This is a genomic window from Atopostipes suicloacalis DSM 15692 (genome assembly GCF_900129085.1).
Classification (GTDB): domain Bacteria; phylum Bacillota; class Bacilli; order Lactobacillales; family Carnobacteriaceae_A; genus Atopostipes; species Atopostipes suicloacalis.
Genome location: NZ_FQUF01000007.1, coordinates 22,397 through 39,303, shown reverse-complemented (window position 1 = coordinate 39,303; position 16,907 = coordinate 22,397). Strand labels below are relative to the sequence as shown.

Genomic DNA, 16,907 nt, shown 5'->3' with positions numbered 1-16,907 from the left:
TTAAAGGTTTAGTACTGTGAGGGAGAAAGATTTATGATGAAACGTGCGCGTATTATTTACAATCCAAGTTCTGGTCGTGAAACGGTGAAACGCGTGTTACCTGATATTTTAGCCGTCTATGAACAAGCCGGATACGAAACAAGTGCTTTTCAAACCACGCCAGAGCCCTTGTCTGCGCAAAAAGAAGCAGCGAGATGCTGTGATGAAGGCTTTGATTTGCTTATTGCTGCTGGTGGGGATGGAACCGTTCATGAAGTGATGAATGGTATAGCAGAAAAAGAGTACCGTCCGACAGTTGCGATTATTCCTGCGGGTACAACGAACGATTATGCTCGTGTTTTACAAATACCACGGGGAAATTTTGTAGAAGCAGCAAAATTAATTGAAAACGAAGAATCTATATTTATGGATATTGGAAAAGTTATTACAAATGAAGAAACCAGTTATTTTATGAATATTGCGGCCATGGGAAATCTTGCTGAACTAACGTTTGAAGTTTCACCCCAATTAAAGACGATTTTTGGTTATTTGGCTTACGTAGTTAAGGGAGCTGAACTCGTTCCACAAATTCGAGCAGTTCCTGTACATATTGACTATGAAGGGGGAAGTTACGAAGGGGAAGCGTCGCTTGTATTTATAGCTCTGTCCAGTACAGTAGGTGGTTTTAATAAAATTGTGCCAGACAAAGTATTAGGGGATGGGAAATTCTCATTAATTATTGTGAAAACAGCCAATGTTTTCGAACTAATGCCCCTTGCTCGAAAACTTTTAACGGATGGAACTCATTTAGACAGTCCAAAAATTATCCATAAACAAACGAATTTTGTAGATTTAAATATTTTGGATCAGTCACGTTTAATGATTAATCTAGATGGAGAGTACGGAGGCGATGCACCGGTACGTTTTGAGAACTTAAATCATCATATTGAAGTCATCGCAAATGTTTCTCCTATAGAAAGCGAAATTAGAGACATTTCAGAAGAAGAACGAGCAAAAATGGAATCTATTTTCCGTAACGAACTCATTTCAAACGACCATTTAACATTAAAAGCTAAGATATCAAAAGAAATCGAATAAAACTACGAGGAAGGTACGAATGTTCGTACCTTTTCTTGCATTTAATAAGAACAATCAGAAAGTTATGAGGGAAGAATATGAGTAATAAAAACAAAAAAGAAATACCAGTAGAAAAGAATAAAATATATGAAGTTAAGGTAACAGACTTGTCTCATCAAGGCTTAGGTGTTGCTCATATCGATGGGTACCCTCTATTTATTGAAAATGCCTTGCCAGGTGAAGAGCTGAAAATTCGAATCACACATGTTGGCAAACGAATGGGGCATGGCGAGGTTCTTGAACTTCTCAAAAAAAGCCCGCATCGAGTGGATCAATTAGAAGATATGCACTTTCAAAGTGGCACCATGCCTCTTCAACATTTAGAATATAAGGAACAATTGAAATTCAAACAACAACAAGTCAAAAAATTATTAGAAAAAGTTGGTGGCTTAACTGACGTTCCAGTTTTTGAGACAATAGGAATGGAGCATCCGTACGGTTATCGAAATAAAGCACAAATTCCAGTCCGTGAAATGAACGGACAACTAACAACTGGCTTTTATAAAAAACGATCGCATGACTTAATCCCCATTGAGGATTTTGTTATCCAGCATCCAGAAATAGATCAAGCAATTTTGATTGTTCGTGATATTTTAAGAAAATATGATGTGGCACCTTACAATGAAGAAACCCATACAGGTGACATCCGTCATATTCTCGTTCGTAGAGGTCATTTTACCGGGGAGTTGATGATTGTTTTAGTCACTAATTCTTTTGTGTTACCTCATGCCCAAGAAATTGTTACGGATATAAAAAAGGAAATCCCCCAAGTAGTCAGCATTGTGCAAAATATTAATTTGGACAAAACAAATGTTATTTTAGGAAAACAAGCGATGGTTTTATTTGGACAAGATTATTATACCGATGAATTAATGAATCACACCTTTAAAATATCGCATCAGTCCTTCTATCAAGTCAATAGCGAACAAACCGAAAAACTATACTCTGTAGCTGTTGATTACGCCCAATTAACAGGAGACGAGATAGTGGTCGATGCTTATTCAGGAATTGGAACGATGACCTTATCTCTAGCTGAAAAAGCAAAACAAGTTTACGGCGTTGAAATTGTCCCTCAAGCCATTCAAAATGCGACAACAAATGCAAAAGATAATAAGATTTCAAATGTAATATTTGAAGTGGCAGACGCAGGAAAATGGTTAGTAAAAAAAGCGAAAGCAGGACTAAAAGTAGATGTCGTCGTTGTTGACCCACCTCGCAAAGGGCTAGCCCCAGAATTTATAGATGCTGTGTTAGAAATGCACCCTGAGCGGATGGTTTACGTGAGCTGTAATCCAAATACTTTAGCACGAGATTTAAAATTGTTGAGCGAAGGTGGCTATGCAGTAGAAAAAGTGCAGCCTGTGGACATGTTCCCACAGACCTATCATGTGGAGTGTGTAGCATTGCTAGAAAGAAGAACAATATAAAAATACTTAAGCTTAAATACTTTTAGACTTAGACGTTCAGAAACGAACGTCTTTTTATTTACGTATAGGAAAGGATAAGTTTTTAAATGTGCTCAAAAATAAAGAGAAAGACGGTTGATTGGTATAAAAAAGGCACCTTGGACGCGAAAACTCTCATTGGCGTCCAAGATTGGAAGTTCTGGACGTCAACAACTACTTTCGCGTCCAAGCTTAACTGGTTCTAGAAAATAAATTAAAAACTCCAACTTTTTTGAAGCACCTTACACGCTGCTATCCCTGAAAAAGAGATTTGGAGAACAGAAGTTGCCGGTACATGAGATCGTTGCGCGCACACGCGGGGGAAGTCGTCGGTACGCGAGGTCAGTCTACTCACACGCGGAGGCAGACGCCGGCACGCGAGGTCAGTCCGCTCACACGCGGGGGCAGACGCCGGCACGCGAGCTCAGTCCGCTCACACGCGGGGGAAGTCGTCGGCACGCGAGCGACCCATTATAGAAATTTTCTTAAGAAAAAAAACAAAAATTTGTTTTATGTATACGATTTTTAATATTAAAAATCGTTCAAATATAAAATCCCTAACTCTTCCATTTATTGAATAGCTTCTATTTCAAAGGGTTTCAGACTTTTGAAATTTATCGCTGGATCTTTACTATTCGGAAAGCCAAAACAATTTTCTTGCGAATTTTGAATGAAGAGGATCATTGTATTTAGAGACTGTGTTGTTTATAATAAAACCTGTTGAATATGACTATAGTTAGGATGAAATATAATGAAACAAAAATTTTTAACTTTACTTACTTGTACAAGCATGTTTATTTTTGCAGGTTGTAGTACAGATGAAAATGAAAACAATGTAGAAACAAATGATAAGATTGAAGAAAACGAGCAAAATGAACAAAATAATGAAATAGAAGAAGAGAAAAATGTACTGGATACTATCGAACACGACCCTTCTGTTGAAGTACTAGTAAACAGAGAACATTCGTTATCAGAAGATTATATTCCAGAAGATCTTGTCCGAGTTTCGGTAGATACCGTTTTGGAAGATGAAGAAGTTAATCAACTTCGAGAAGTTGCTGCCAATGCTTTAGCTGAAATGTTTGAAGATGCGGAAGAAGAAGGCATAAAGCTATATGCACGTTCAGGTTATCGATCTTATCAAACTCAGGTAAGTTTATTTAATAATTATGCAGCTCAACATGGAGAAGAAGAAGCGAATAAATTTAGTGCAAAACCTGGTCAAAGTGAACATCAAACAGGTCTGGTTATGGATGTTACAGCTCAGAGTGTAGATTTACAATTATCAGAGGAATTAGGTAAAACAGACGAAGGAATTTGGTTGGCAGAAAATGCCCATAAGTATGGCTTTATTATCCGTTATCCTGAAGATAAAGAAGAAATAACAAAATACATTTATGAACCATGGCATATTCGTTATCTTGGAGTTGATTTAGCAACTTTAGTCTATAATAGCGGTCTTTCCTATGAAGAGTTTGTCGAAGAAGAAGGGATATTAGAAGATGTTAAACCGTAGAAAGAAGAAAAAGATTCTTCCTTTTATTTCAATAAGTTTGCTCGTTATTATACTGGCAGTTGGTGCATATCTTATATTTGGAAAAGAAAATAAAAATGTACCAGCTGTTGATAATAACGAACAAAATAACGAACAAAATAATGAGCAAAATAATGCAGTAAATAGTGATGAGAAGCAATCTACTTCTAAGATGACCTTAATAGCTGCAGGGGATATTATGTTCCATGATGACCAATTAAATAGTGTATATGATGAAGAGAAAAACTCTTACGATTTCAATAGTTTTTTTGAATATGTAACCCCCTATTTCACTGAAGCAGATTTAGCTGTAGCAAACTTCGAAACTACACTTGGTGGAGACGGGATTAAGTATATGGGTTATCCTATTTTTAACTCGCCTGATGATGTGATTGATGCAATTAAAAATGCGGGAATAGATTTGGTAACGACAACGAATAATCATAGTTTTGATACGGGTTTAGATGGTTTGAAGAGAACGGCTCAACAATTAAAAAAACATGATTTAGAGTTTATTGGTACCTACGAAGAAAAACCTGAATCAAGAATTAAGATGAAAGAAGTTAATGGATTCAAAGTTGGTTTACTAGCTTATACAGAAATGATTAATCAACAAGATCAATTAGGATTATCAGATGATGAAATCCATGATGCCATTAACTTAATGGACAAAGACCAAATAGCAAAAGATACTGCCGAAGCAAAAGAGAATGGCGCAGATATCATCATTGCCTTTATGCATTGGGGTGTTGAGTATAGTCAGGAACCTTCTGCCACGCAAAAAGAATATGCACAGTTTATGGCAGAACAAGGTGTAGACATTATTATTGGGAGTCATCCACACGTCATTCAAAAAAGCGACATGCTAGAGACAAATAATACATTTATTGTTTATTCACTAGGTAATTTTATTTCCAATCAACGTCGTGAAACACTTGGTAAGGATTTTAAACGTACAGAAGACGGGGCAATGGTTAAAATCGAGTTAGAAAAAGACCTAGAAACAGATGAAACTCATATTAGTGACATTGATTATATCCCAACATGGGTATCAAGAACTGAAACAGAAGTGGATGGAAAATTTGAATATAGAATTATTCCGATTAAACAGTTTTTAGAAGATGAAAGTTCTAGTGAAATCATGAAAGACCTTGATAAAGATAAGTTGAAGGAATCATTAGAGGCAACAGAAAAATATTTAAATACGTATATTAAATAAGTCTCTGCTTACTTGAGTTAAACGAAAGAGTACTATGAAAATAGTGCTCTTTTTGTATCTAGACGTTCAAAAATGAGTATGAACAGAATATCAATTAAATAAAAGTATGAAAAAAGCAATATTTATCAAATTCCTTCTTTTCCGCTGTGGTAGTATATAGAGCAGGTGGTGGTTGTATGAAGCATGATAGTATAATAAATTCTGTTATTGAATATATTGAAATCCATTTAGATGAACCTTTAACATTGGATGATCTAGCAAAACATTTCAAATATTCAAAGTATTATTTTCATAGAATATTCAAGTCAGAGATTGGCTATAACATTTATGATTATATTCGTAGAAGAAGATTAGTTAGTGCAGCAAAATTATTAATTTATACTGATTTAAAAATAATTGATATTGCTTACTCTTATCAATTTAATAGTCACGAAGCTTTTACAAGGTCGTTTCAGCAACTTTATCACCAAACGCCAAGCCAATATCGTGTTTTAATGAAAGAATTAATTCAAATGGAAAAGGAGAAGATATTAATGGATACACCAATAGAAGGTTGGACATTTACTGGAACAGATGTAGATAAATACAGTATGGAAAAAGACTATTTGGATTCAAATCAATCGGATTATTCTATAAGAATTTCCTCAAATCTTACTACAATAGACGCAGGCCAAGATTTTTCAAATTTGATGCAGACCTTTCAAGCAAAATCATTTTTAGGGAAACGCATGCGATTTTCTGGTTTTATTAAAAGTGAAGATGTTGATGGATGGAGTGGTCTATGGATGAGGATCGATGATAAGTCTTATGAGATGCTAGGTTTTGATAACATGTCTGATCGACCAATTACAGGCTCCACTTCTTGGAACCATTATTCATGTGTCTTAGATATTCCAAAAGAAAGTATTAATATTAATATAGGTGTTATTTTAGCAGGCTCAGGGAAAATTTGGATCGATCTTTGTTCCTTTGATGAAGTAAATGATTCAACGCCTACTACAGATATTAGAGAATCTGAAGATACTTTTCCCGAAGAGCCAGTTAATTTAGAGTTTAAATAATTGTCTAGTTACTTGCTGAATTATTTGTAAAAATAGACTATTGTTAGAAACATATTATAGGAGTGAAATGATGCTTGAAGTTGTATTCAATGATAGTGAGAAAGGCTCACTCATAGTCGCAAAAAATTATGATGAAAGAAATATGCAACAAGGAATCATCGGACATATTGGTGAAGAACCAACAGAGACTGAACGAAAGGAACATTTTCAAGGACAAGCAATTGGTGGTAAATCTGAAGATGTCGTTAATATCGGTTTTTCTCTTGATGTTGGGAAGATCTCAGGAGCAATCGATGGAGAAGAGCGTCAAAATGTTTTTCGAAATCTATGGAGTCATTTTAACTTTGATCATAAAGAACAAGAGCATTTTTTTCAAAATCAACGCAAAGATATGGAGAAACTGCTGAATGCTGCTAAAAATAATATACCGATAAGAATATGGAAAAGTGATGCTCCTTATTCAATCTGTGGTTTTTATTTTGTTTGCTATATATTGAGAGATATTGATTGTGAGATAAGTGTTGTCTCTTTACCTGAAAAGAAAGTATTTAAGGATGCAATAGTTGTTTATAATTCTTGGGCAGAAGTTGAAGCGGGAAGATTTTATCAATTTTTACCATTTGAAAAGCAATTATCTCAGATGGAAAAGAAAATGCATAGTGGCTATTGGCAGAGATTAATAGAAGAGAATGCACCTTTAAGAGCAATTATAAATGGAGAAGTTATTTCTGTACCAGAAGATTTTTATGATTTCATTATCCAGAGTAATCTCCCAGAAGATGATTTTATTCTGGGACGATTTATTGGAAAACTTTTAGGAGAATATAATTTAGGAATTAGTGATAGCTGGTATGCTTTGCGGATGAACAAGATGATAGAAGATAATAAATTGGTTGTTGTTAATAGTAAAAATCTTTCTCATCCCTATGAAAAAGTGTTAAGAAAGATCTAAAGAATAAAAAGTAGCCATACAAATAATCAAGTATGTATTATAAATCTTCCAAAGAAACGATTTTTGAAGTATCTAATTCAGCGAAATAATTTTTAATTGTATGGACAGTATCATTAACAAATGATATTTGTCCATTATTTTTTAATTAAATAATAATATTAAAATTGAAAGCTTTCTTAGAGTCTGTTATATATAAAAACTAAATTGTTTTTACTTGGTAAAAAAATGATTAGTTTTAGTGGTGTAAACGCATTCTGCAGCCATTTTTGTATGATTCTCTCTTGATTATCTTATGTACTTTTTTCACTTAGAAAAAAAGAAAAATATAGTTAAAAATGTTGGATTATTGTAGACAAAAGTGATAGTATCTTAATGTTGAGAAAAAATAAATTGAAAAGAACCATCTATAGGAGGATTTACTAAATGTCAGCTAAAAATATTAAAGTCGGCTTGGCGGTATTAAAAGTACTTGAAGGCTGGGGAGTAGACACCATGTATGGTATTCCATCAGGAACGTTAAGTTCATTAATGGATGCAATGGGTGATGAAGAAAATAACATTAAATTTCTTCAAGTGAAACATGAAGAAGTAGGAGCAATGGCTGCAGTCATGCAGTGGAAATTTGGTGGAAAACTAGGTGTATGTGTCGGTTCTGGTGGACCAGGAGCGTCGCATTTAATTAATGGGCTTTACGACGCAGCGATGGATAATATTCCAGTTGTAGCAATTTTAGGTGCACGCCCTCAAAAAGAATTAAACATGGATGCTTTCCAAGAATTAAATCAAAATCCAATGTATGATCATATTTCTGTATTTAATCGTCGTGTAGCTTATGCTGAACAATTACCAAAATTAGTGGATGAAGCTGCAAGACATGCAATTTCAAAACGTGGAGTAGCTGTTTTAGAAGTTCCAGCAGACTTTGGATTTGAAGAAATTGCTGAAGATGCTTTCTACTCTTCAGGTTCTAATTATCGTGACCATGTACCTTCTGCTATTAATGAAGAAGATATTGATGACGCGGTAGCTTTGTTAAATGAGTCTAAACGTCCAGTTATTTATGCAGGAATTGGAACAATGGGACATGGACCAGCTGTTCAAGAATTAGCACGTAAAATCAAAGCTCCTGTTATTACGACTGGGAAAAACTTTGAAACATTTGAATGGGACTTTGAAGCCCTAGCAGGTTCAACTTACCGTGTAGGTTGGAAGCCAGCAAATGAAACAATTCTTGAAGCAGATACTGTGCTTTTCGTTGGATCAAACTTCCCATTCGCAGAAATTGAGGGAACTTTTAGAAATATTGAACACTTTATTCAAATTGATATTAACTCAACGATGCTTGGTAAACGTCATAACACAGATGTTGCCATTCTTGGGGATGCAGGAGAAGCGGTTGATTCAATTTTAAACAAAGTGGATGCCGTTGAAGAATCGGCTTGGTGGAATGCCAACCTTAAAAATATCGAAAATTGGCGCGGATTTATTAATAAGTTAGAAACAAAAGAAGAAGGACCTCTTCAATTCTATCAAGTTTATAATGCAATTAATAACCATGCAGATGAAGATGCTATTTACTCAATTGATGTTGGAAACTCAACACAAACTTCTATTCGTCACTTGCATATGACACCAAAGAATATGTGGCGTACTTCTCCACTATTCGCAACAATGGGTATTGCTATACCAGGTGGGATTGGAGCTAAAAACACTTATCCAGACCGCCAAGTATGGAACATTATGGGAGATGGTGCTTACTCAATGACCTATCCAGATGTTGTAACCAATGTTCGTTACAATATGCCTGTAATTAACGTGGTTTTCACAAATACAGAGTATGCATTCATTAAAAATAAATATGAAGATACGAATAAGAATATATTTGGAGTTGACTTTACAGACGTAGATTATGCTAAAATTGCTGAAGCACAAGGCGCTGTAGGACTAACAGTATCACGTATTGAAGATATTGACCGAGTTATGCAAGAAGCGGTTGAACACTATAAACAAGGTCGTACGGTTGTTTTAGATTGTAAGATTACAAAAGACCGTCCAATTCCTGTTGAAACATTAAAATTAGATCCAAAACTATACAGTGACGATGAAATTAAAGCATATAAAGAAAAATATGAAGCGGAAGAACTTGTTCCATTTAGAGAGTTTTTAGAAGCTGAAGGATTAGAATCTAAATATATTAAATAATATCGTATGAAAAATACCCTTTAAATTCTAATGTGGATTTAAAGGGTATTTTATTTTTATTAGGCTTCAGATGCGAAATTGTTGATATCATTCTAAAGTAAGAATAAGTTTTACGATGAAAGGAATCATTCTTGTTCATTGCAGGTTCGAATAAATAGATGAATCAAAAAGGAGAGGTTATGTATGGCTTTAGGAATTTTAAAAATAGTATTTATTGTTTTAATAATTTTAGTAGTTGCAGGACAATTTTTACTTTATAAAGAATATTGGAGACGAGGTGCTATCATAGGAAATACAGTACTTGGAATAGTTATTTCTTATATGGCATTTTCAGCACTACCTAGTAACTATATAGGCCAGAAGGTGCTTGCATTGGTTTGGGGAGTCATCGCACTAATAGCTTTCGTATTAGATTTAAGAAGTAAGGATTCACTTTTAATTAGTAAAATAATGCTCACGGTTTCAATTGTAGGTGGAGTGATTCATTTAATGATTTAAAGTGTTATATTTTTAAAGGATGATGGAACTATTTAATTATCCTAGTAGATTAATTCTTTGACCATTAAATAATTAGATAATACAATCCCTTTACGTTCTACGTTTTGCGATTTTATTATAGTATATCCACGTTTTTTGAAAAAAATTTTAGCTGTTATACTAGCTTCCGTATAAACTTTTAGAAGGTTATTTTTCCTTGCAACAGCTTCGATTTTATTTACCAAAGCTGTTGCGATTCCTTGTTCCTGAAAGTCCTTATGAACATAAAGTCTATCCAGATACCCTTTATAAGTCATATCACTAAAACCAACAATCTTATTATTTTTTTCAACAACATAAGAAAAGTTATTGTTGAGAGATTTAGGCCAGTTTTTCATTCTTTCTTCTATCTCATTTTTGGATGCCCAGGCATTAAGTTGTTCTATTGAATAATCCGCTGCATTCACTGAATGTACAGTCTTATAAAATAATAAGACAATTTGATTAATATCAGAATGTTGAAACTTTCTAATAATCATCAATTTTGCATCTCCTATTCTTTGTTTAAAGATATGCTATAATTTGTTAATAGAATATTTTAGTAGGATGATTAATAAAAGTAGAAATTTTAGGGGTGTATTATGAAAGAATATAAAGAAATTGACATAGAAAAATTTGAAAGAGCTGATTACTTCCAGTACTTTACAAGTGTTGGAAATGTCATTGAATTTACTGTAAAAATAGATGTCACAAAAGCTATTCAAAAGTGTAAAGATGAAGATATTAGTTTTCAGTCTTACTTATTGTTTCAAATTTATAACACAATTAATACGTTTGAAAACTTTAAATACGATTTTCTCGACAGTTCGCTCGTTCAATGGAAAGAAATAGTTCCAACATTTTCTGCTTTTAACCAAAATAGCAAGAAGTTTTTTACTTTATATGCAGATATGAAGGAAGATTATATAACTTTTGATAAGCAATATAAATCGATAGTAAGAGAGTATGAAGAGTCTGATACTATCGTTCCCCAGGGAAATTTACCACCAAATATATTTAATGTTTCTAGCATTCCATGGATGCATTTCGAACATTTTTCTTCCAACTCAAAAGCTCAGGAAAATCAAATAATCAAAATGCTTACCCTTGGAAAATATGAAAAATTAGATGAAATTTTTAAAATGCCTATAACTTTTCAAGTCTCTCACGCTATTGCGGATGGGTATCATGTTTCTATGTTCTTTTCGGAACTACAAAAAAAATTAAATCTTTACTAAAAGTGTGTTATCGCTTTGTGGTATGAAAATTTATTCCTACAAATAAAATCCTAGAACTCCAGACACGATCCCAATGATTGCACCAGCGATAACATCTCTAGGAAAATGGACACCCCCAACAACACGTAAAATAGCGAGTAAAACCCCCGCAATCATTAATAGAATGCCTAAAGGTTTTGAAATGAAATAGAGTGTCGTTGCAATCACAAATATAGAAAATACATGTCGACTTGGAAAAGAATTTCCAGTAGTTTCTTTTTCGATAATGGGCTCGATATCTGCTACTTCGTAAGGACGAGGAGCATTTACGTAATGGCGAAAAATACTAACAAAAACAAAAGAAATTCCTGGGGCCAATAGCACTCTCCAAAAACGTACATCTCGGAGATACACTAAGTAGAAGAGAACTATAGGATATGTAATATAGACTGAAGTTGTGATCAAGCGATTTAAATGAGTAATTAATTTTTTGTTCATACAGCACCTTATATTTTAAATTTATTTTAATGATAACATATATATACAGTTAATTTAGGAATAAAAAAAGAACTTCACATCATTTTGAAAAAAGAATAGTCAATAGTAGCATTTTGCTGAGAGGAGAGATAAAATGTAAATGATAGGTGGCTATAAGAAATTTAAAGGAGGAGTTTTGAATGAAATTAGTACTCGTTCGACATGGTGAAAGTGAATGGAATAAAAAGAATTTATTTACTGGATGGACTGATGTGGATTTATCTGAAAGAGGCGTCGAAGAATCCAGAAATGCGGGAGAACTTTTAAAAGCAGAAAATTATGATTTTGATATTGCTTATACGTCTTATTTAAAACGTGCGATTCATACCTTAAATAATGCCTTAGACGTGCTAGATAGAGCATGGTTGCCCGTTATTAAAAGCTGGAAACTTAACGAACGCCATTATGGAGCTTTACAAGGATTAGATAAAGCAAAAACAGCTGAAAAATATGGGGATGAACAAGTTTTAATCTGGCGTCGTTCATTCGATGTGTTACCCCCAGCTTTAGATCCAGATGATGAACAAGCTCCACGTAATATGGCAGCTTATCGAGAAGTTGAAAATAAAGATGAATTACCATTGAATGAATCCTTAAAAGAAACGATTGAACGAGCCGTTCCTTATTTTGAAGAAACGATCAAACCACAAATGCTCGATGGGAAACGTGTCTTAATTTCTGCACACGGAAATTCAATTCGTGCTCTTGTTAAATATTTTGACGAATTAAGTGATGATGAGATTATGGGAGTAAATATCCCAACAGGAATTCCTTTAGTGTATGAATTCGATGATGATTTCAATGTGACAGATAGCTATTACCTTGGTGATCAAGAAGCAGTTAAAGAGAAAATGGAAGCTGTCGCTAAACAAGGTAAAGCTGAAAATAAAGAAGAAGAAAAATAATTTAAAAAACTAAAATAAAGCGATAGGGGGTTATGGAAAATAATCAATCCTTATCGCTTTTTTGTTATGTCCGAATCACGGAGTAAAATGACTTTAAAATTAGCTGTTGATGGAAAAAGTGCTAAAAAGGCTGAGCTCGCGTGCGGGGAAGACTGTCGGCACGTGAGCTCAGCCCGCTCACACGCGAGGAAGACTGTCGGCACTTGAGCTTAGCCCGCTCGCGTGCGGGGAAGACTGTCGGCACGTGAGCTTAGCCCGCTCACACGCGGGGGAGACTGTCGGCACTTGAGCTCAGTCCGCTCACACGCGGGGAGGAACGCCGGCACTCGAGCTCCATAAAAACGAGCGAAAAATTATCAATGAATATCTATGAAGAATCTCTTCTTTTGACTGTGTCAAAACACGATGAAATGTGTAATAATATGTAGAGATCATTTGATAACGAACGGTTATTTTTTAGAAAAAAGGAGAGCATACTGTGCAATTAGAAACAGCTTTACAACAACATTTTGGATATTCATCTTTTCGTTCTGGGCAAAAAGAAATTATTGAGACGATTTTATCCGGACGTGATGTGCTAGGGGTTTTACCAACAGGTGGGGGAAAATCTATTTGCTATCAATTGAGTGGCTTAATGTTGCCTGGATTAACTGTAGTCATTTCACCTTTGATCTCCTTAATGAAAGACCAAGTCGATACACTGACACAGCTTGGAATCCCAGCAGCCTATTTAAATTCAACCATTTCTAATCAAGAATTTCAAGAAGTGACCCGCCAATTAAGACAAAACACCTTAAAATTATTATATATAGCGCCAGAGCGTTTGGATAATGAAGGGTTTATATCCTTTCTGCGCCAACAACCAATTTCTTTAGTCGCCATTGATGAAGCCCATTGTGTTTCTCAATGGGGTTTTGATTTTCGACCAAGCTATCGAAAGATTAATCATTTTATTGATTATTTGCCTGAGCGTCCGGTCCTTGCCAGTTTCACCGCAACAGCTACAGACTTAGTCCAAGAAGATATCGTGAAACAGTTAGATTTAAAAGACCCTGAAGTTTTTATTAATTCATTTGATCGTCCCAACATTAAATTTACAGTTCTCGAACCGGATAATCGGGAAGCGACTTTATACCAGCTGATTAATCATGAAGAAGCGATTATTATTTACGCGAGCACACGGAAGCAAGTCGATAAACTTTATGAAAAGTTGCATCGAAAAGGCTATGCGGTTAGTAAATACCATGCCGGAATGAAACAGGAAGAAAGAAGGCAAGCACAAAATGCTTTTATCAATGACCAAACCAATATCGTCGTTGCGACTAATGCTTTTGGGATGGGTATTGATAAAACGGATGTCCGGAAAGTCATTCACTATAATTTGCCGAAAGATTTGGAAAGTTATTACCAAGAAGCGGGGAGAGCCGGGCGAGATTCCCTAGAAGCTGAAGCCATTCTTTTATATCATTCGCAAGATATTATGACCAATAAATACTTAATCGCGCAAAGTTCAGATCAATTGGCGGAGGAACGTTTAGAAACAATGATTCGCTATGCGAATTTTACGGGCTGTTTGCGAAATTATATCCTTGAATACTTTGGTGAAGATACGACAGAAGCCTGTCAAAATTGTTCGACTTGTTTAGGAGAAGTGAAACTGGTCGAGGTAACTAAAGAAGCGCAAATGATTCTATCTTGTATCATACGGATGAAACTCAATTTTGGGATGACCATGATTGTGGATGTCCTTCGTGGCAGTCAAAATCAGCGGATTCTTGAAAATAAATTCGATGAGTTAAGTACACACGGGATTATGAAAAAATACTCGGCCCAGCAAATTCGAGATATTCTTTCGGCCTTAGTCGCTCATCGTTATATTGGTGTGACCGAATATCGAGGCCTTTATGCGACCTCAAAAGCCAATAGTCTCTTATTAGGTGAAGCAGGTTTATCCATTAAGGAGCGAACATACAAAGAAACGACTCAATCGACAACCATTCGTCCTTCAACAAATGTGAATCCAGATTTATACGAAGCCTTAAGAGAAATTCGTTGGGAACTCGCTCAAGCCGAAAAAGTTCCAGCCTATATTATTTTTTCAAATAAATCACTCGAAGATATGGCCAGCAAATGTCCCAAAAATGAGCACGAATTCCTTGCAGTAGAAGGTGTCGGATCCGTTAAAGCCGATAAATATGCCGGTCAATTCTTACCCGTAATCCAAGAGTTTTTATCCACCAATAAAAACATCACAACAAAAGAACCTGAACCCCTTCGTCGAAACACGACCCAGACGGCAAGCTATTTAGAGAGTGCAGAGTATGCAGAAGAGGGATTGACTCCGTATGAGATTGCGATTGAAAGAGGAATCTCAGAATCCACGGTGCTTAGTCATTTAACTCAAGCAGCGGAGGAAGGGGAGTTAGAAGAATTTGATGCCGATGTTGCCGCCTCAAAAAAGCAATTAATTAAAAAGGCCTTTCGGAAAGTAGGGACAGAAGCCTTACGACCTGTTAAAGAATATTTAGAGGAAGAAGCTACTTATGAAGACATTAAATATGTCTTAATTGAGTATTTAGTCAAAGATAGCTAAAAATAAAAGATAAACCCTCTTATAAACCACGTAATTTCAGGTTTAATAAGAGGATTTTCTGCTATTTAAAATAAAAATTATGAGCTAAAGATAAAAGAAGCAACTCCAGCTAATATAAGTAAATGAACAGGATAAAACCAGTATAACCATTTACTATTACCACGTCCTTTTTTGCCATTGTAATAATAAATTGGAATGAAAGCTAAACTGGCCGTTATTTGTGCAAAGCCGTAAATAGCTCCAAGAATGGTTTGTTTTAACCGGTTCGATCGTGTAACAAATAAAATAAAGATAAAGACAACCCCGTATATTTGGTAATCTGTTTGAAAAACTAAAGCGAACAGAGCCATAACGATCGGTAAGCCAATTCTTAAAAGTGGCAGAGTCAATGTATCATAAGCCCAGATAGCTAATAAGCCTAGGAGTAACGTAAAGAATACATTCTGTGTAGACCAATCAAACACTTGACCTGAAAATGCTAGATCAAATGGAATTTCAGAAAGAAGGGCAAATAAACCTAAACGAAAAGCATATTTTGAAACGCTTCGTGTATGAACATAGCCTTCCACAATAAGAAAGCAAAAAATGGGAAAGGCAAGTCTACCGATTAAACGACTACTTGTATAAATCGTTTGCCAGTTAACGGTTCCTCCCACAACTGAGCTAGAAGGATTGTAAAGCAAAGGTTCAATCAACACAGCTCCGATGTGGTCAATCATCATAGTAAAAATAGCGATCCATTTTAAAACACTGCTTGAAATAGGCGATGTATTTGGAACAGAGTCATCCATAGAGCACCTCGTTCAATGATTTTATTTATTATATGTTGGCAGGGAAGGAAATGCAAGAAATCGCAAGTTAAAGAAACACTGTTTCGCTATAAAAAATGATGTATTTAGGATAACTTCAAGGTATACTGTACATAAGGTTTAACCCTAATATTCTTAAAGGAGAGAGAGAATGGATTCATTCCCTTTTGGCGGTTTTAGTAGTTTTATGTTTTTAAACGTGCCGATTATTATTGCTATTGTTTTTGTTATTGTCATAGGTACATTTATGGTAAGAGCGATTCAAGGAGCGAAACAGTGGCGGAAAAATAATCAGTCACCAGTTCTTTCCATTGCTGCAGTGGTTATTACAAAACGATCAGATGTTCATCACCATTCAGGGACATCAAATGGTATAAGTAATAATTCTTCATCGATAACCTATTATATTACGTTTGAAGTAGAGAGTGGGGACCGGATAGAATTTAAAGTAGGAGGTAAGGATTATGGAATGTTTGTAGAACAAGATAGTGGAATTCTTACTTTTCAAGGGACTCGTTTTTTAGATTTTGAACGAAAAAATATTTAATGTATGATTTTATGTTTTATTGCTATAAAAAGGTATAATGTATTCATTAATTTTTGATGAGTAAAGGGGATGCAATTTGTGGCAGTGAATGTTTTACAGGCAAGCTTTGATCCTATTAGGGCTTTGGTGCTTACTTTGATGGTGAATACCCGCCGGCATATATTTGATGGAATAACGATGTTTAGACCTTTATTTGTAGTATTAAAAGAAAATGCAAATAAATCTACATTAACGATTTAGGTGTGTTATAATAA

At 35.0% G+C, this 16,907-nt stretch carries 16 protein-coding genes; 13 read left to right on the top strand and 3 right to left on the bottom strand.

Going from position 1 to position 16,907, the window contains the following annotated elements; all coding sequences use genetic code 11:
• The first annotated feature begins 36 nt into the window (after positions 1-36).
• The 8 genes from BUB96_RS02905 (at position 37) to BUB96_RS02870 (ending at position 10,027) form a co-directional block, all read left to right on the top strand.
• Positions 37-1,077, top strand: a complete 1,041-nt coding sequence (locus BUB96_RS02905) for a diacylglycerol kinase (RefSeq protein ID WP_073296249.1) — start codon at positions 37-39, stop codon at positions 1,075-1,077.
• Between the two features lie 77 nt (positions 1,078-1,154).
• A complete protein-coding gene (gene rlmD / locus BUB96_RS02900; RefSeq protein ID WP_073296134.1) occupies positions 1,155-2,543 on the top strand; it encodes a 23S rRNA (uracil(1939)-C(5))-methyltransferase RlmD in 1,389 nt (462 codons plus the stop codon).
• A gap of 769 nt (positions 2,544-3,312) precedes the next feature.
• A complete protein-coding gene (locus BUB96_RS02895; protein ID WP_073296131.1) occupies positions 3,313-4,077 on the top strand; it encodes a M15 family metallopeptidase in 765 nt (254 codons plus the stop codon).
• On the top strand, positions 4,064-5,314 hold the full coding sequence (locus BUB96_RS02890) for a CapA family protein (RefSeq protein ID WP_073296128.1): 1,251 nt from the start codon (positions 4,064-4,066) through the stop codon (positions 5,312-5,314). The genes BUB96_RS02895 and BUB96_RS02890 overlap by 14 nt, the downstream gene beginning before the upstream one ends.
• A gap of 176 nt (positions 5,315-5,490) precedes the next feature.
• Positions 5,491-6,375: a helix-turn-helix transcriptional regulator gene (locus BUB96_RS02885; RefSeq protein WP_073296125.1), complete on the top strand. Its 885-nt coding sequence runs from the start codon at positions 5,491-5,493 to the stop codon at positions 6,373-6,375.
• Positions 6,376-6,445: 70 nt separating this feature from the next.
• Positions 6,446-7,327, top strand: coding sequence for a DUF3658 domain-containing protein (locus tag BUB96_RS02880; protein ID WP_073296121.1), 882 nt, complete (start codon positions 6,446-6,448; stop codon positions 7,325-7,327).
• A gap of 423 nt (positions 7,328-7,750) precedes the next feature.
• A complete protein-coding gene (gene spxB / locus BUB96_RS02875; protein WP_073296118.1) occupies positions 7,751-9,529 on the top strand; it encodes a pyruvate oxidase in 1,779 nt (592 codons plus the stop codon).
• A 183-nt stretch (positions 9,530-9,712) separates the two neighbouring features.
• Complete coding sequence (locus BUB96_RS02870; RefSeq protein WP_073296115.1) at positions 9,713-10,027, top strand: hypothetical protein; 315 nt, start codon at positions 9,713-9,715, stop codon at positions 10,025-10,027.
• A 41-nt stretch (positions 10,028-10,068) separates the two neighbouring features.
• Here BUB96_RS02870 and BUB96_RS02865 read toward each other — a convergent pair whose 3' ends face one another.
• Entirely contained in the window at positions 10,069-10,545 is a 477-nt protein-coding gene (locus tag BUB96_RS02865) for a GNAT family N-acetyltransferase (RefSeq protein WP_073296112.1), read from the bottom strand.
• A gap of 102 nt (positions 10,546-10,647) precedes the next feature.
• On the opposite strand from BUB96_RS02865, the gene BUB96_RS02860 reads away from it, so the two are divergent.
• A complete protein-coding gene (locus BUB96_RS02860; RefSeq protein WP_073296109.1) occupies positions 10,648-11,283 on the top strand; it encodes a CatA-like O-acetyltransferase in 636 nt (211 codons plus the stop codon).
• 36 nt (positions 11,284-11,319) lie between these two features.
• Here BUB96_RS02860 and BUB96_RS02855 read toward each other — a convergent pair whose 3' ends face one another.
• Positions 11,320-11,640 carry a phosphatase PAP2 family protein gene (locus BUB96_RS02855; protein WP_200789018.1) on the bottom strand — a complete coding sequence of 107 codons (321 nt, stop codon included), beginning with the start codon at positions 11,638-11,640 and terminating at the stop codon, positions 11,320-11,322.
• A 299-nt stretch (positions 11,641-11,939) separates the two neighbouring features.
• Between BUB96_RS02855 and gpmA the strand changes: the two genes are divergently transcribed.
• Both gpmA and recQ read left to right on the top strand, forming a co-directional pair.
• A complete protein-coding gene (gene gpmA / locus BUB96_RS02850; protein WP_073296103.1) occupies positions 11,940-12,704 on the top strand; it encodes a 2,3-diphosphoglycerate-dependent phosphoglycerate mutase in 765 nt (254 codons plus the stop codon).
• Positions 12,705-13,182: 478 nt separating this feature from the next.
• On the top strand, positions 13,183-15,297 hold the full coding sequence (recQ, locus tag BUB96_RS02845; RefSeq protein WP_073296099.1) for a DNA helicase RecQ: 2,115 nt from the start codon (positions 13,183-13,185) through the stop codon (positions 15,295-15,297).
• Positions 15,298-15,374: 77 nt separating this feature from the next.
• Here the strand turns inward: recQ and BUB96_RS02840 are convergent, their stop codons facing one another.
• The gene (locus tag BUB96_RS02840; protein ID WP_073296096.1) at positions 15,375-16,088 is read right to left on the bottom strand and encodes a TraX family protein; all 714 of its coding nucleotides are present in this window, start codon (positions 16,086-16,088) and stop codon (positions 15,375-15,377) included.
• A 169-nt stretch (positions 16,089-16,257) separates the two neighbouring features.
• Here BUB96_RS02840 and BUB96_RS02835 point away from each other — a divergent pair, with 169 nt between their 5' ends.
• Together BUB96_RS02835 and BUB96_RS10395 are read left to right on the top strand one after the other, a co-directional pair.
• Positions 16,258-16,653, top strand: a complete 396-nt coding sequence (locus tag BUB96_RS02835) for a DUF2500 domain-containing protein (RefSeq protein ID WP_073296093.1) — start codon at positions 16,258-16,260, stop codon at positions 16,651-16,653.
• Positions 16,654-16,722: 69 nt separating this feature from the next.
• Positions 16,723-16,893, top strand: a complete 171-nt coding sequence (locus BUB96_RS10395) for a hypothetical protein (protein WP_159431720.1) — start codon at positions 16,723-16,725, stop codon at positions 16,891-16,893.
• The last annotated feature ends 14 nt before the right edge of the window (positions 16,894-16,907 follow it).

What these genes read in the sequence shown, in the direction of transcription:
- BUB96_RS02865 (WP_073296112.1), bottom strand. Translation starts at nt 10,545, where the DNA reads ATGATTATTAGAAAGTTTCAACATTCTGATATTAATCAAATTGTCTTA.
- BUB96_RS02860 (WP_073296109.1), top strand. Translation starts at nt 10,648, where the DNA reads ATGAAAGAATATAAAGAAATTGACATAGAAAAATTTGAAAGAGCTGAT.
- BUB96_RS10395 (WP_159431720.1), top strand. Translation starts at nt 16,723, where the DNA reads ATGCAATTTGTGGCAGTGAATGTTTTACAGGCAAGCTTTGATCCTATT.
- BUB96_RS02885 (WP_073296125.1), top strand. Translation starts at nt 5,491, where the DNA reads ATGAAGCATGATAGTATAATAAATTCTGTTATTGAATATATTGAAATC.
- BUB96_RS02895 (WP_073296131.1), top strand. Translation starts at nt 3,313, where the DNA reads ATGAAACAAAAATTTTTAACTTTACTTACTTGTACAAGCATGTTTATT.
- BUB96_RS02905 (WP_073296249.1), top strand. Translation starts at nt 37, where the DNA reads ATGAAACGTGCGCGTATTATTTACAATCCAAGTTCTGGTCGTGAAACG.
- BUB96_RS02835 (WP_073296093.1), top strand. Translation starts at nt 16,258, where the DNA reads ATGGATTCATTCCCTTTTGGCGGTTTTAGTAGTTTTATGTTTTTAAAC.
- BUB96_RS02870 (WP_073296115.1), top strand. Translation starts at nt 9,713, where the DNA reads ATGGCTTTAGGAATTTTAAAAATAGTATTTATTGTTTTAATAATTTTA.
- BUB96_RS02890 (WP_073296128.1), top strand. Translation starts at nt 4,064, where the DNA reads ATGTTAAACCGTAGAAAGAAGAAAAAGATTCTTCCTTTTATTTCAATA.
- BUB96_RS02880 (WP_073296121.1), top strand. Translation starts at nt 6,446, where the DNA reads ATGCTTGAAGTTGTATTCAATGATAGTGAGAAAGGCTCACTCATAGTC.
- spxB (WP_073296118.1), top strand. Translation starts at nt 7,751, where the DNA reads ATGTCAGCTAAAAATATTAAAGTCGGCTTGGCGGTATTAAAAGTACTT.
- rlmD (WP_073296134.1), top strand. Translation starts at nt 1,155, where the DNA reads ATGAGTAATAAAAACAAAAAAGAAATACCAGTAGAAAAGAATAAAATA.
- BUB96_RS02840 (WP_073296096.1), bottom strand. Translation starts at nt 16,088, where the DNA reads ATGGATGACTCTGTTCCAAATACATCGCCTATTTCAAGCAGTGTTTTA.
- gpmA (WP_073296103.1), top strand. Translation starts at nt 11,940, where the DNA reads ATGAAATTAGTACTCGTTCGACATGGTGAAAGTGAATGGAATAAAAAG.